The following is a 13,417-nucleotide window of genomic DNA, read 5'->3' as shown; positions in this document are numbered from 1 at the left end:
GTCACTGCCCCACCTGTTCCGCCTGTTTCGGGCCGCCCACGTACACCCGGTTCACGCGGTTACCGATGCGGGACACGATTTCGTAGTCGATGGTCCCGATGGCATCGGCCCACTCCCTGGCTGTGGGACCGCCACCGGCACCGGTCCCGAACAACTCGGCGCGGTCACCCTCGGCGACGCCGCCACCGTCGGGTCCGAGGTCGATGACGAACTGGTCCATGCACACCCGACCGACGCCGGCGAAGTCGCGCTCCCCGATCCGCACCCGCAGTCTTCCGGACAAGAGCCGCGGCACGCCGTCGGCGTATCCGACGGGCACCACCGCAACCACGGTGTCGCGCGGCGCAATCCATGTATGGCTGTACGAGACCCCTTGCCCCGCAGCAACGTTCTTGACCAGCGCGATCTCCGCCGACACGGTCATCGCCGGGATGAGACCGAACTCGCCACGCTCGGGCACCGGCGTTCGGCCGTACAGAGCGATACCGGGCCGCACCAGGTCGCGCGCGAGGTCCGGACGTGTCAGCGCCGCAGGTGAATTCGCGATATGGACAACTTCGGGACCTGCTCCGAGCCGGCGCAGATCGGCCACCGCGGCATCGAGACGCGAGGCTTGCTCCGAGTTGAGCAGGTGATCGGGCTCATCGCCGCGCACGAGATGACACATCGCGGCTCGCAGTGCGACCGCACCTTCGGCGTCGGCCTTCGCCAGGGCGACGGCGAAGTCGTCCCACTCGTCGGAAGCGACGCCGCTGCGGTTGAGTCCGGTGTCGACCTTGGCCGTGACGGTCGCCGCCCGCCCCGACTCTCGTGCCGCGGCAATCACCGCGTCGAGCTGGCGCCGTGACGACAGCGCGATGTCGATCCCCGCGTCGATCGCGCCGGCAAAATCGGCACCCGGCGTGTGGAGCCACGAGGTGATGTGGGCGTCGATCCCGGCAGCGCGCAGCGCGAGTGCCTCGTCGATATGGGCGACGCCGAGCTCGGCCGCGCCCGCCGCCAGAGCTGCCCGTGCGACCGGGACCGCACCGTGGCCGTACGCGTCGGCCTTCACCACCGCCAATACGTCGGTGCCAGACGTCTGGCGCAGGACAGTGACGTTGTGAGCGATCGCGTCGAGGTCGACGGTCGCAGCCAGGGCAGATGAAGTCATCGCCGACCATTGTCCCAGATGTCGGCGAGTGCTCTTCAATGCGTTCGCCGGAGTTCACAGTGCCGCGCGGACAAGGATCGGGAAACTCGACGGAATTCAAACATTCTTTCGATCGATGTTTGCGCGGCCCACCACCGTCCGAAAGTTGCGGCCCGGTGGGAGGGATGAGTAGATCTACCGATTCGCCGGATGCGTGCGGCAATGTCCAATGGATGCATGCATCCCAGCAGTGACGCCTACCCACGCGTGTCCTCGCCCGTTCGCCCGCCCGGATTCCGCCTGCTCTCCACGCGAACTCACCTGACCGTCACGTGGGTGGCCATCGCCGTGACGATTCTCGGTCTGGCGCTGGCTGCCGGCGGTGGACTACTGGCGTACCTGGTCGATGCCGGCGCCGCACTCACCGCACCGGACTGGTCCATGACTCCAGCTGAACAGGCACAATACGACCGCTTCCGGGCCGTGGCCAGCGGTGGCGTGATCACCACCGTGATCGGGTGTGTGGTGTCCGTGGCCGCCCTGAGCATTGCGGTGTGCCAATGCTGCCAACCCGGGTCGCGCCAACCCAGTTCCACCGAAGTAGGAGCCGCAACCACCCTCGTCGCCTTCGGCGTGCTGTTCACCGCGGGCGTGCTGCTCGTCGTGCTCTGAGCACTCCGGAGTGTGGCGGTCAATCCGTACCGAGCAACTCCCGGATCGCCGGTCGTACCGCGGCGAGCAGGTTCGACGCCCCGATCGGCGCTCCTCGGCTTGCCAGCTGTGCGGCGCGGGCATGCACGCGGGCCGCGCACGCTCCGGCCAGCTGCGGATCGAGACCTGCAGCCAGCAACGCACCGGCGATCCCGGACAACACGTCGCCCGCGCCCGCAGTCGCTGCCCACGAAGCGCCGGCGTCGTTGCCGGCCACGCCGCCATCCCGGTCGGCGACCAGCGTGATCCGACCCTTCAGCAGCACGGTCACACCCCAGCGTCGAGCGAGATCGGTGACTGCGGCGAGCCGATCCGAGCCCACTTCCGAACCCGCGAGCCGTGCGAACTCACCCGCATGCGGGGTCAGCAACGTAGGCGCGTCGCGTCCCTCCACCAGTTCCGGATGCCCGGCGACCAGCGTCAACCCGTCCGCGTCGACAAGCACCGGCAAATTGGTGGCCAACACCTCACGCAACACCTCGAGCGCAGCATCATCGGTACCCCCGCCGGGCCCGATCACCCATGCCTGGACACGTCCGGCGTCGGCGAGTTCCGGCGCCGCGACGACCTCCGGGAAATGCGACACCACCTCCGCGTGCGCCGACCCGACATACCGGGTCATGCCCGACGTCGCGGTCACCGCGGCGCCGCTGCAGAGGATCGCCGCGCCAGGATAGCGGTGCGAACCGGCGATGATCCCGACCACGCCTTGGGTGTATTTGTCGTCGGCCGGCCCGGGAACCGGCCACGCAGAACCGACCTCGTCATCCGACAACGACCACAGGCCGGCCCCATCGCCGGCACCTGCGGCGATGCCGATGTCGATGACCTCGACCCGCCCGCACTGCGTCGCCGCCAACAGATGCGCGTTCCGTACAACGCCGAACGTCACGGTGATGTCCGCACGCACGGCGGGGTCGTGCACCTCGCCGGTGTCGGCGTCGACGCCCGACGGCAGGTCGACGGCCACCGTCGTTGCCTGCGAACCAACCGCCGCAAACGCTTCAACGGCGTTGGCACGCAACGGCCCTCGACCACCGATGCCGACGACGCCGTCGATCACCACATCGAGGTCGCGCGACAACGCGTCGACCACCCGCCCGCCGGCCCGCCGGAACGCTGCAAGCCCACCGGCATGGGCCTTGTCGGGCGCGAGAAGCACTGCCGTGCAAGCCACTCCACGCCGCGCCAAGAACGATCCCGCATACAGTGCGTCGCCACCGTTGTCGCCTGCGCCGACAACAATGCCGACGCGCCGGCCATAACAGCCGCCCATGCGGTCGAGTTCGCCCGCCACCACATGCGCGACACCCGCCGACGCACGGCGCATCAATGTGCCACTGGTCAGCAGGTCCCCGGTGACCCGCTCGGCCGCCCGGATCTGGTCCGCGGTCAGGTATCGCGTCGGCATCGCAAACCCTTGGGCCGCAATCTATTCGACGGTGACCGACTTGGCCAGGTTGCGCGGCTTGTCGACGTCGTAGCCGCGGGCCTGGGCGACGCTGGCCGCGAACACCTGCAACGGCACCGTGGTCACCAGCGGCTGCAGCAGCGTGGGCACCTTGGGGATCGGGATGAAGTCGTCGGCGACGGCCCGCGCGGCAGCGTCGTCGGGTTCGGCGATGACGATGGTTCGCGCGCCACGGGCCTGGATCTCCCGGATGTTGCTGACCATCTTGGAGTGCAGCACGGCACGACCATCCGCCGACGGCATCACCGTGATGACGGGCAACTCGTCCTCGATGAGGGCGATCGGACCGTGCTTGAGTTCACCGGCGGCAAAGCCCTCGGCGTGCATGTACGCGAGTTCCTTGAGCTTCAGTGCGCCCTCGAGCGCCACCGGGTAGCCGACGTGGCGACCGATGAACAGCACCGTGTTGTGGTGAGCCAGCGATCGGGCGAGGTCACGGACCGGTTCCATCGTCTTGAGCACTTCGGCCACCGCGTCGGTCATCGCCTCCATCGCGGCGAATTCGCGGGCCACCTCGTCGGCGTACTTGGTGCCGCGGGCCTGCGCCAGCGCCAGACCGACCAGATAGGCGGCCGCGATCTGCGCGAGGAAGCACTTGGTGGAGGCCACACCGATCTCCGGTCCGGCGTGGGTGTAGAGCACCGCGTCGGATTCGCGGGGGATCTGCGCACCGTTGGTGTTGCAGATGGCCAGCACGCGCGCCTTCTGATCCTTGGCGTGGCGTACCGCTTCGAGCGTGTCGGCCGTCTCCCCGGACTGCGAGATCGCGACGACAAGCGTCGAGCGGTCGAGCACCGGGTCGCGGTAGCGGAACTCGCTGGCCAGCTCCACCTCGACGGGGAGTCGAGTCCAGTGCTCGATCGCATATTTGGCGAGCATTCCGGCGTGATAGGCGGTACCGCAGGCGACGACGAACACCTTGTCGACGTCGCGCAGGTCCTGATCGGTGAGGCGCTGCTCGTCGAGCACGATTCGACCGCCCTCGAGGTGCCCGAGCAGGGTGTCGGCGATCGCGCGCGGCTGCTCGGCGATCTCCTTGAGCATGAAGAAGTCGTAACCGCTCTTCTCCGCGGCAGCGAGATCCCAATCGATGTGGAACGGCTTGCCGACGCGCGGGTTGCCGTCGAAGTCGGTGATCTCGTAGGTGTCGGCGGTGATGACCACCACCTCGTCCTGCCCCAGCTCGACCGCATTGCGGGTGTGCTCGATAAACGCGGTCACGTCCGACCCGACGAACATCTCGCCGTCACCGACGCCGACGACGAGCGGCGTCGACCGACGGGCCGCGACGATGGTACCCGGGTGATCGGAATGGGTGAAGACCAGCGTGAATGCGCCCTCCAACCGGCGCAGCGCGGCATAGGCACTGTCGACGAAGTCACCGGCGGCGGCACCGGTCGCATACTCGCGTTCGATGAGGTGCACCGCGGTCTCGGTGTCGGTGTCCGAGGTGAACTCGATCCCGGTTTCCTCGAGTTCGGCACGCAACACCGCGTAGTTCTCGATGATCCCGTTGTGGACCACGGCGATCTTGCCGTCGCTGCTCGCATGGGGATGGGCGTTGCGGTCGGTGGGCTTGCCATGCGTCGCCCACCGCGTGTGCCCCATCCCGGTGGTTCCGGTCAGAGACTCGCGTCCCACGGTCGCGATCTGCTTGTCGAGGTTCTCCAGCCGGCCGGCGCGCTTCTGGATCGCCGTATGGCCCTGACCATCGAGGATGGCCACTCCGGCCGAGTCGTAGCCCCGGTATTCCATTCGCCGCAGCGCTTCGACGACGATGTCCAGGGCGTCGCGCTGCCCCACGTATCCGACGATTCCACACATAGGTAGTCAGGGTACCTGTGCGGCGGGTGGATCAGGCCGACCGAGCGGGCCCTTCGGGGCGTGCGAGAGCGGCCGCGGCGACACGTGCGAGCGGATGACGCTTGCGCGGCTTTGCCCCGAGCAGCCTCGACACCTTGTCCAAGGGCTCGGGCGGGGGGTCGGCGAGGTCGACGACCACCGATTTCCCCAGCGCCGCGTCGGGATCGACAAACGCCTGATACTCAGGGTCGTCGGTGAGGGTGTGCAGGAAGAATCCGGTGCACAGTGCACGTACAAACTGGTGGGTCTTCGGGTCGGCGCCGTGGCCGCCGATCAGCGATTTCAGCGTCCGTCGCTCGAGAAGACCGCGCGCGGTGGCGCCGGGCAGCGTGCGCAACACCACATCGGCAGAGGTGTCGTCCTCACCACTGGCCTGCCCGTAGACCTCGGCGAGCGGCAGCGCGTTGACGCCGACCGTGTCGATCTCACCGGAACCGGCGACGATCACACCTGGCGCGGTGACCAAACGTGCGGCGGGGACGAGTTCCCCGGTCGTCGGGGCCGGAAACAGTGCCGCGACACCCCGGACGGGTGGTGGCGCCTGACCGAGGAGCTGCTGGTCGGACGCTGCGATGACGGCGGCCGACGCTCCGAAACCGTGCCCGGCGAGGCCGATGCGTGCCGGATCGACGGTCACCTTGCCGAGGCCGAGCGGCACGTTCGACACGATCGCGAGCGTCGAACGCAGATCGGCCGCGAGACCCACGTCGGAGGCGAGGAGACCACCTTGGCCTTCTGGGACGGCGACCACGATCCCCCACGACGCGAGATGGTGTATCAGATCGCGGTAGCGGGCCGAACCGGCCAGCCAGCCGTGCCCGAAGGCGATCGCGGGCAGCCGACGGCCCTCGTCAGGTGTGAACACTTGGCCCGCCACCCCGACGATTCCGAGGTCACCGCGGAGCACACGATGCGGGCCCCGCCGCGACAGGCGCGACATCAATTGCGCGGGCGACTGCGATGGCTTGCGCTTCTTGCCTGGCACAGCAGACAGCCTATGTGGTCATGCGTCGCCAGGTGGCAGATGGGGACTCGAGTCGGCGACATCGGCGGGCAGCATGATCCCGGGAAGGGCGTCCGCGGCGTCGGCCTGCTCCTCGAGTCCGGCGCGGACAGCCTGTGCCCCCACATCGGAACTGCGCTGCGCCGCATACTCCTTCGCGAGATCCTGCTGCGCGAGCGAGAAGGTTCGCGACGCGGCGGCGACCTCGGCGGTCGCGGCTCGCGCAACCTGCTCGATCTGGTCGGAAAGATTCACTGATCACCCGCCAGCGCCAGGTCGCCGTCTGAGGCGGTCGCGTCGGGCTGAGCTTGCCGGCTGGTCGACGACGTGGTTGCAGCACCACCCAACCGCAGTGGCACGTCGGCGGGCGTGTGCCGCCCACCCGGGCCGGGTTCGCCATCGACGATCACTCGCTCGGCCGATCCCGGAACAGTGCCGCCCTGAACACCGCCGCTCTGCACGCTGCTGCCCTGAACGCTGTTGCCCGCTGGAACGTCACCCACCGGGACGTCGTGCTGAGAGATCTCGACGCTCGGCAACGTCTGGTCCTCGACATGGGTGATGTCGCTGCGGGTCCGCACCACGTCGGGTCGGCCACCGGCGGGTTCGGGGTAGGACTCGTCGTCGAGGCCGGCGGTCGCCTTGTTGAGAAGTTCGAGAATCTGCACCACTCCGCGAGACGCCGCGTCGGCCGCCGTGGTGAACAGCTGGAATCGGGATGCGATGTCGGCGACGACGAGATCCAGCGGTACCCGACCGGTCAGGACCGCGCCCGGCAGGTCGGCGACCGGGCATCCGGCGATGGTCGGCTCGGCGACACGCGCGATGGTGAGGAGAAAGGTCCGAAGCAGACGGTCGATCCCCGCTGCTGCCGCCGAGGTCGCGTCGCTGAGGGTGCGTAACACGTGGAGATCGGACTCTGCCCGACGCTGATGGTTGATCACGGCGACGATCGCATCGTTCGCGGTGGAGCCGTGCCATCCGCGATCGAGCCGAATCTGCTGTTCGGGAAGGCGATGCAGGTGCTCGGACACCGCGCGGTCAGCAGCCAGCAGTCTGCGGCTGTCCGCCGACAACGCCGCGATGTCGAATCGGTCGGCGGTGGCCAGACGTGCATTGATGTCGGCATCCGATGGCACCGACACACCCAACGTGCGGCCGATGGCCGCGAACTCGAGCAGCTGGTGCACGCCGGCTCGCGCGTCGGCGCGCAACGCCGCGAGCGAATCACGAGACTCCCTCACGGCTGTCCACCGGTAGGGATCATGGCCGCTGCGGCCGCATCACCGGCGACCAGCTTCGAGGTGCCGGCGGTGAGCGCGTCCGCCAGTTCCGCAGCGGCTTGCGACTGTCGGCCCAACCGATCGGAGACGGCGGCGCTCATCGCTGCATAGCGGGCCGCGAGGGTTCTCATCAGCTCGGCGTCTGGGTGCGGTGTGGTGTCGGCGCGTCGCGCGTCGTCGATCTGGTCACCGTGTTCGCGCGCCCAGGTGCCGAACTCGTGCGCGGCGAGATCCTGCGAGACCGCACCGACCACCAGCGACGTGCGCCGATAGAACGCCGCCACGTCGGACACCTCGTCGGAGTCGACTTTCACACGGTTCATTGATCGGTCCCCTTCCACACGCATCCAAAGACTTGGACGCAGACGCCCCGATTGTGGTTCCGGTCACGGGCATTCTCTCCCGGATTTGGGTTTTCCGACAAGCCGCAGGACACCCGGACCTTTCCTTCCCCCTGTGATCGCGGCCACAGTCGTGGCATGAGCACACACTTCGGACTCTGGTACGACTTCCGCAATCCGGCCGGCGACACCAACGGCACCCCACCGAGAAGCTTCTCTACCCTGTATCGAGAGGCGCTCGACCAGATGGTGTGGGCCGAATCGCTGGGAATCGATTCGGTGTGGCTGACCGAGCACCACTTCATGGCCGACGGCTACACGCCCTCGCCGTTCGTCATCGCCGGGGCGATCGGCGAGCGCACCAGCCGACTGCGGATCGGCACCAATCTGATCGTGTCGCCCCTGCACAACCCGATCCGGTTGGCCGAGGACGCCGCCACGCTGTCGCTACTGACCGGCGGACGGTTCGACCTCGGCGTCGGGCAGGGCTATTGGGAGCCGGAGTTCGCCGCCTTCGGTCGCAGCCTGCGCAATCGACCGAGCCTCCTCGAAGAGGGCGTCGGCATCATCCGGAACTGCTGGTCGGGATCGGATGAGCCGTTTGCGGGCCGCCGCCTGAGCAAACCTGCTCTGCCGGTGACGCCGACGCCGGAATCCGTCCCGGCGCTGCTGGTGGGTGCGATGGCCGATCCCGCCATCGAGCGCGCGGCACGCATCGGCGACGGGTTCCTGAGCACCCAGAACGCACACCACGCGTCGTATCTCGCGGCGGTCGACAAGCTCGGCAAGCCTCGTTCCGAGGCCCGGATCTACGCGGGCCAGTGGGCGATCATCGCCGACGATCCGGAGCGGGAGTGGGCCCGCATCGGCAAGCATGCGCTCTACCAGATCAACCAATACATCGAGATGGGTGCGTTCGGTCCCATCCCCCAGTTCACCGATCCCGCACAACTCGTCGAGGCCGGGTCGTACACGTTGTGGGATGCCGACACCGCGGTCTCCGAGATCAGCGAATTGCTGCGTGCCACACCGGAGATCGTCGACGTCCATTTCTGGGCGCAGTTGCCCGGTGAGTCGGTGGAATCCGGTAGTGCGCGCGTCGAACTCCTTGCCACCGAGGTCATCCCACGCGTTCGCGCCCGGCTCGCCGATCCCGAGCCGGCCGAGGTGCTCGCATGACCGACGCCGCGCCACTGGTGATCACCGACTTTCTCTTTCGGGCGCGAGAGATGTTCGGCGACAAGCTCATCATCGACCACGTCGACGGTGTCGAGACGATGCGCTACGACTACCGCACCTACTCCGACCGGGTTCTGCGGTTGGCCGCCGCCCTCGTCGCACGTGGTGTCCGCCCGGGCGACCGGGTGGGCACCCTGGCCTGGAATCACCACCGGCACTTGGAGCTCTACCTCGCGATCCCGCTCGCCGGCGCGGTCCTCCACACGATCAACATCCGCCTCGAGGCCGACGAGATCGCCTACATCGTCGACCACGCCGACGACACGCTCGTCTTTGCCGATCCTTCGCTGGAGCACCTGCTGTCGGAGGCGCGACGGCGCCGTCCGGACATGCCCGTGGTCTCCCTTGATGACGGCGAGTACGAGGACCTGATCGCCACGAACCCACCTCTGACGCAGCCGGTTCCCCGCCGCGACGACGACCTGGCCGCGCTCTGCTACACCTCCGGCACCACCGGATCGCCGAAAGGCGTTGGATATCGCCACAAATCGTTGTACCTCCACACCTTTGCCGCTTGTCTGGCCGACGGTCACGCGATCAGCGAGCGTGATCGCGTGCTGCTCGTGGTGCCGATGTTCCACGCCAACGCCTGGGGAGTTCCGTTCGCGGCGTTGATGTCCGGCGCCGATCAGGTTCTGCCGGGTCCGCATCCCGCTCCCGCCGACATCGCTGCCATCATCGAAAGACACCAGGTCACCTACACCGGCATGGTGCCGACCGTCGCGGTCGACCTCGTCGCCCATGCCATTCGTGAGCACATCGACCTCACCTCACTGCGAGCACTCGTACTCGGCGGCTCGACACCGAGCACCGGGCTGATCCGCGACATCGAGGAACGACTGGGCGTGCCGGCCTTCCAGGGCTGGGGAATGACGGAGATCTCCCCGATGGCCACCTTCTCTCGACCGCCCGCCTCGGTCGCCGACGACGACTCCGCGGCGCGCGCCGACTACATCCGTAAACAGGGGCGCCTACTGCCCGGACTGCGGTGGCGCCTGCTCGCCGACGACGGGTCCGACGCCCCGCACGACGGCGTCAGCCGTGGCGAGGTCCTCATCCGCGGGCCCTGGGTCGCCACCGAGTACTTCGGCGACCCGCACCCGGATCGCTTCGTCGACGGCTGGTTGCGGACGGGCGACATCGGCACCATCGACTCCCGCGGCTACCTCGAGATCGTCGACCGGGCGAAGGACCTGATCAAGAGCGGCGGTGAGTGGATCAGCTCGGTCGCATTGGAGGAACAGTTGCTCGCCCATCCGGCGGTCGCCGAGGCCGCCGTGGTGGCGATGACGCATCCTCGCTGGCAGGAGCGGCCCGTCGCCTTCGTCGTCGGCGCCGGGGACGCCCCATCCGACATCGAGGCTCTGTACGCCGACCTTCGCGAACGGCTGCCCCGGTGGTGGATTCCCGACCACATCGTCGTCGTCGACGCATTGCCCCGCACGAGCGTCGGGAAACTCGACAAGCGCACCCTCCGTGAGCGGGTGTCGGCCGACCCACCTTTGTGGGAACCCACAAACGGCGCAGCGGAGCCGGTACCGGTGGCGGCCGCCGATTCCTAACGTGTCAGGTATCACATCGAGAACGGAAGGGATCGGGCATGAAGTTCAGCGTGTTCTACGTGCTCGAGACCCCCGACCGCGATTTCCGCCGGGCCTACGACGAGATGCTTGCGCAGGTCGAGATCGCGGAGGAACTGGGCTTTCACGAGGTGTGGCTCGCCGAACACCATGGCAGCGACTACGGGTCCATGCCGTCGCCGCAGATCGCCGCCGCAGCCATCGCCGAGCGCACCGAACGCATGCGCATCGGCATCGCGGTCAGCAACCTGACCTTCAACTGGCCGGTGCGCATCGCCGAGGACTACGCGATGGTCGACGTGCTCTCGGGCGGCCGCCTCGACCTCGGAGTCGGACGCGGCTATCAGCCACACGAGTTCCGGGCCATGGGCGCGCAGGATCGTCGCGACGTCAGCCGGGAGGTGTTCGCCGAGGCGCTGCAGATCATCAGCGGCCTGTGGACCAAACCGGTCGGGGAACCGTACACGTTCATCGGCAAGCACTTTCAGATCGTCGAGGCCGACTGCCGCCCCGGCGTCCTCCAGCGTCCTGCACCTCCCATCTACATCGCGTCGATCTCGCCGGAGACCTTCGATCTGCTCGCCGACGACGGACACAACCTCCTCGTCACCCCCACCCTGATGACGCTGCCCGAACTCAACGGCTTTGTGGTTCGCACCAAACGCGCCCTGCTCGACCACGGATGTGAACCCACCGCCATCGACTTCCCGATGAACTGGCAGATCCACCTGGCACGCGACGAGCAGACCGCCGTCGAACGTGCTCGCGAGCCGTTGCGCTGGTATTTCGACACCGTCATGTCGGCGATCCCCCAGGGCTCCGACGCCGTCGGCTACGAGCGGTACGCCGAACTCGCCGCCAGCGCCGGCGAGGGAGCGATGAGTCTCGACGGCCTCCGCGAGGGCGGCGTCTGCTACCTCGGTGACCCGGCCGGACTCGTTCGCGAGATCGAGATCCTGCGTGAAGAGACCGGACTCGATCACCTGATCTGCTGGATGAAGTTCGGCGGCATGGCCCACGAGCACGTCGTCGAGTCGATGGAACTCCTCGCCGAACACGTCATGCCCGTCTTCGCCGACGCACCCGCGCTCCTGCCCCGAAGCCTGCGGGACCATACCCCTAAATCGCACGGCAACAGTATCTTTGACGATCTGTCCACCGCCGAACTGCTCGACCTCGAATCCCATCAAGAAGGAGAACACCATGAGCTATCTCGCCGTTGAGAACGACCGCCGCATCTATTTCGAACACCACACCGGCACTGGCCGCGCAGTGGTCCTGTTGCACGGCTGGGGCGCCAACACCCGATGCTGGGACACCGTCGCGCCGGCACTGCGCGCCGCCGGCCACGAGGTCGTGCTCATCGATCTGCGGGCATGCGGTAAGTCCGACAAGGACTTCGACGACGTCTCGATCGACAGCGACGCCGCCGACGTGGTTGCCGTGGTCGACCACCTGTCGCTTCAAGCGCCGGTGATCAACGGATGGTCGTTCGGAGGTGCCGTGGCGACTGCTGCCGTCGCGAAACTCGGCGACCGCGCAGGTGGACTCGTCCTCACCGGCGGCGCGTCGCCGCGCTACACCGCGACCGACGACTGGCCGCACGGCGGCACCGTCGACGACGTCGAGCAGGTCCTCGCCAGTGCTGCTGCCAATCGGGCCGACACCTTCCGCGGTGTGGCACAGGCCGTGTTCTCCGAACCACCGAGTGACGATGTCCTGAACTGGATCTGGGGCATGTTCATGGAGATGGGACCCCTCGGCGACAACTCCCTGCGCGACCTCGCGCGCATCGACCTCCGCAAGGAGCTCGCCGCGATCACCGCCCCTATCCTGTCGCTGCACGGCACCGACGACGCCTTTGTCCCGTACTCCGGCGCGCAGGCCGCCGTCGAGTTGGCCGTGAACGCACGGCTCGTCACCTTTGAGGGCTGCGGACATGCGCCGTTCCTGCAGGACCGCGACCGCTATCTCACCGAGCTGCAGGAGTTCCTGAAAGCATGAGCACGCAACCGGCAAACACCCGGCCCCTGGTCTGGATCGTCACCGGCGGGTCCCGCGGAATCGGCCGCGCGGTGGTGGAACGGGTGACCGCACAGGGTGATCACGTCATCTCGCTCGCGAGAGGGGTGGCCACCTCGCCCTTCACCCATCCGCAGCGGGTGATGGAGATCAAGACCGACGTCACCGACTCCGACTCGGTCGGGCGCGCGATGAAAACCGTTGCCGAGGAATACGGTTCCGCGCACGCGCTGATCAATGTCGCCGGCGTCCACCGCGGCGGCCGGATCGACGACCTCACCCGCGAATCCTGGGATCTGGTGCTGGCCACCAATCTCACCGGCGCTTTCGAGATGTCCCGAGCGGCCGTCCCGCTTCTCGAATCCGGCTCCGCCATCGTCAATGTCGGTGCAGTCGTAGGCCTGCGCGGCTTCCCCGGCGACGTGGCCTACGGATCCGCGAAGGCCGGATTGTCCGGCATGACGCAGGTTCTCGCCGCGGAACTGGCCCCGCGCAACATCCGGGTCAATCTCGTCGTGCCGGGTTTTGTGGATACCGACATGACGTCGGGTCTGTCCGAACGGGCACGCGCCCGCATCGTGTCGTCCATCCCGGCCGGCCGAACCGGAAAACCCGAGGAGATCGCGCAGGTCATCGTCGATGTCGCAGGTGCCACCTACATGTACGGCGCCACCGTGCCGGTCGACGGCGGTCTGCTGAACTCCTTCAGCGGTGGTGCGCGCTGAGGCCTGTTGTGGCAACCCACAACAGCTCCCAACTCGGCCGGTGACGC

General features: G+C 67.7%; 13 protein-coding genes. 6 read left to right on the top strand and 7 right to left on the bottom strand.

The annotated features are described in order from the left end of the window. Window position 1: 1 nt before the first annotated feature. Window positions 2-1,153, bottom strand: a complete 1,152-nt coding sequence (alr, locus tag MKW15_RS05915; RefSeq protein ID WP_240856652.1) for an alanine racemase — start codon at window positions 1,151-1,153, stop codon at window positions 2-4. 216 nt (window positions 1,154-1,369) lie between these two features. Here alr and MKW15_RS05910 point away from each other — a divergent pair, with 216 nt between their 5' ends. Continuing rightward, window positions 1,370-1,804 carry a hypothetical protein gene (locus MKW15_RS05910; RefSeq protein ID WP_240856651.1) on the top strand — a complete coding sequence of 145 codons (435 nt, stop codon included), beginning with the start codon at window positions 1,370-1,372 and terminating at the stop codon, window positions 1,802-1,804. Between the two features lie 19 nt (window positions 1,805-1,823). Here MKW15_RS05910 and MKW15_RS05905 read toward each other — a convergent pair whose 3' ends face one another. The 6 genes from MKW15_RS05905 to MKW15_RS05880 are packed head-to-tail and all read right to left on the bottom strand — an operon-like array spanning window position 1,824 to window position 7,786. Then, window positions 1,824-3,254, bottom strand: a complete 1,431-nt coding sequence (locus tag MKW15_RS05905; protein ID WP_240856650.1) for an NAD(P)H-hydrate dehydratase — start codon at window positions 3,252-3,254, stop codon at window positions 1,824-1,826. Window positions 3,255-3,275: 21 nt separating this feature from the next. Then, window positions 3,276-5,138: a glutamine--fructose-6-phosphate transaminase (isomerizing) gene (gene glmS / locus MKW15_RS05900; protein WP_240856649.1), complete on the bottom strand. Its 1,863-nt coding sequence runs from the start codon at window positions 5,136-5,138 to the stop codon at window positions 3,276-3,278. A 31-nt stretch (window positions 5,139-5,169) separates the two neighbouring features. Beyond that, on the bottom strand, window positions 5,170-6,162 hold the full coding sequence (locus MKW15_RS05895; RefSeq protein WP_240856648.1) for a dienelactone hydrolase family protein: 993 nt from the start codon (window positions 6,160-6,162) through the stop codon (window positions 5,170-5,172). 18 nt (window positions 6,163-6,180) lie between these two features. Continuing rightward, on the bottom strand, window positions 6,181-6,435 hold the full coding sequence (locus tag MKW15_RS05890; protein ID WP_240856647.1) for a hypothetical protein: 255 nt from the start codon (window positions 6,433-6,435) through the stop codon (window positions 6,181-6,183). Further along, complete coding sequence (locus tag MKW15_RS05885; protein ID WP_240856646.1) at window positions 6,432-7,424, bottom strand: hypothetical protein; 993 nt, start codon at window positions 7,422-7,424, stop codon at window positions 6,432-6,434. The genes MKW15_RS05890 and MKW15_RS05885 overlap by 4 nt, the downstream gene beginning before the upstream one ends. Next, the gene (locus MKW15_RS05880; RefSeq protein WP_240856645.1) at window positions 7,421-7,786 is read right to left on the bottom strand and encodes a hypothetical protein; all 366 of its coding nucleotides are present in this window, start codon (window positions 7,784-7,786) and stop codon (window positions 7,421-7,423) included. The genes MKW15_RS05885 and MKW15_RS05880 overlap by 4 nt, the downstream gene beginning before the upstream one ends. A 156-nt stretch (window positions 7,787-7,942) precedes the next feature. Between MKW15_RS05880 and MKW15_RS05875 the strand changes: the two genes are divergently transcribed. The 5 genes from MKW15_RS05875 to MKW15_RS05855 are packed head-to-tail and all read left to right on the top strand — an operon-like array spanning window position 7,943 to window position 13,370. Next, entirely contained in the window at window positions 7,943-8,983 is a 1,041-nt protein-coding gene (locus MKW15_RS05875; RefSeq protein WP_240856644.1) for an LLM class flavin-dependent oxidoreductase, read from the top strand. Then, window positions 8,980-10,605, top strand: coding sequence for a long-chain-fatty-acid--CoA ligase (locus MKW15_RS05870; RefSeq protein ID WP_240856643.1), 1,626 nt, complete (start codon window positions 8,980-8,982; stop codon window positions 10,603-10,605). Before MKW15_RS05875 ends, MKW15_RS05870 begins: the two co-directional genes overlap by 4 nt. Window positions 10,606-10,643: 38 nt before the next feature. Further along, complete coding sequence (locus MKW15_RS05865; protein ID WP_240856642.1) at window positions 10,644-11,846, top strand: LLM class flavin-dependent oxidoreductase; 1,203 nt, start codon at window positions 10,644-10,646, stop codon at window positions 11,844-11,846. Continuing rightward, window positions 11,827-12,627, top strand: coding sequence for an alpha/beta fold hydrolase (locus tag MKW15_RS05860; protein ID WP_240856641.1), 801 nt, complete (start codon window positions 11,827-11,829; stop codon window positions 12,625-12,627). The genes MKW15_RS05865 and MKW15_RS05860 overlap by 20 nt, the downstream gene beginning before the upstream one ends. Next, window positions 12,624-13,370, top strand: a complete 747-nt coding sequence (locus tag MKW15_RS05855) for an SDR family oxidoreductase (RefSeq protein ID WP_240856640.1) — start codon at window positions 12,624-12,626, stop codon at window positions 13,368-13,370. The genes MKW15_RS05860 and MKW15_RS05855 overlap by 4 nt, the downstream gene beginning before the upstream one ends. The last annotated feature ends 47 nt before the right edge of the window (window positions 13,371-13,417 follow it).

The organism is Gordonia gummivorans (genome assembly GCF_022513585.1).
GTDB lineage: Bacteria > Actinomycetota > Actinomycetes > Mycobacteriales > Mycobacteriaceae > Gordonia.
Note: the sequence above shows the minus strand (reverse complement) of the source record. Positions and strands in the feature narration are given on the sequence as shown.

Excerpts from the sequence above, each read along its gene's own strand:
- alr (WP_240856652.1), bottom strand. The coding sequence starts at position 1,153 with ATGACTTCATCTGCCCTGGCTGCGACCGTCGACCTCGACGCGATCGCT.
- MKW15_RS05910 (WP_240856651.1), top strand. The coding sequence starts at position 1,370 with ATGCATCCCAGCAGTGACGCCTACCCACGCGTGTCCTCGCCCGTTCGC.
- MKW15_RS05905 (WP_240856650.1), bottom strand. The coding sequence starts at position 3,254 with ATGCCGACGCGATACCTGACCGCGGACCAGATCCGGGCGGCCGAGCGG.
- glmS (WP_240856649.1), bottom strand. The coding sequence starts at position 5,138 with ATGTGTGGAATCGTCGGATACGTGGGGCAGCGCGACGCCCTGGACATC.
- MKW15_RS05880 (WP_240856645.1), bottom strand. The coding sequence starts at position 7,786 with ATGAACCGTGTGAAAGTCGACTCCGACGAGGTGTCCGACGTGGCGGCG.
- MKW15_RS05875 (WP_240856644.1), top strand. The coding sequence starts at position 7,943 with ATGAGCACACACTTCGGACTCTGGTACGACTTCCGCAATCCGGCCGGC.
- MKW15_RS05870 (WP_240856643.1), top strand. The coding sequence starts at position 8,980 with ATGACCGACGCCGCGCCACTGGTGATCACCGACTTTCTCTTTCGGGCG.
- MKW15_RS05865 (WP_240856642.1), top strand. The coding sequence starts at position 10,644 with ATGAAGTTCAGCGTGTTCTACGTGCTCGAGACCCCCGACCGCGATTTC.
- MKW15_RS05860 (WP_240856641.1), top strand. The coding sequence starts at position 11,827 with ATGAGCTATCTCGCCGTTGAGAACGACCGCCGCATCTATTTCGAACAC.
- MKW15_RS05855 (WP_240856640.1), top strand. The coding sequence starts at position 12,624 with ATGAGCACGCAACCGGCAAACACCCGGCCCCTGGTCTGGATCGTCACC.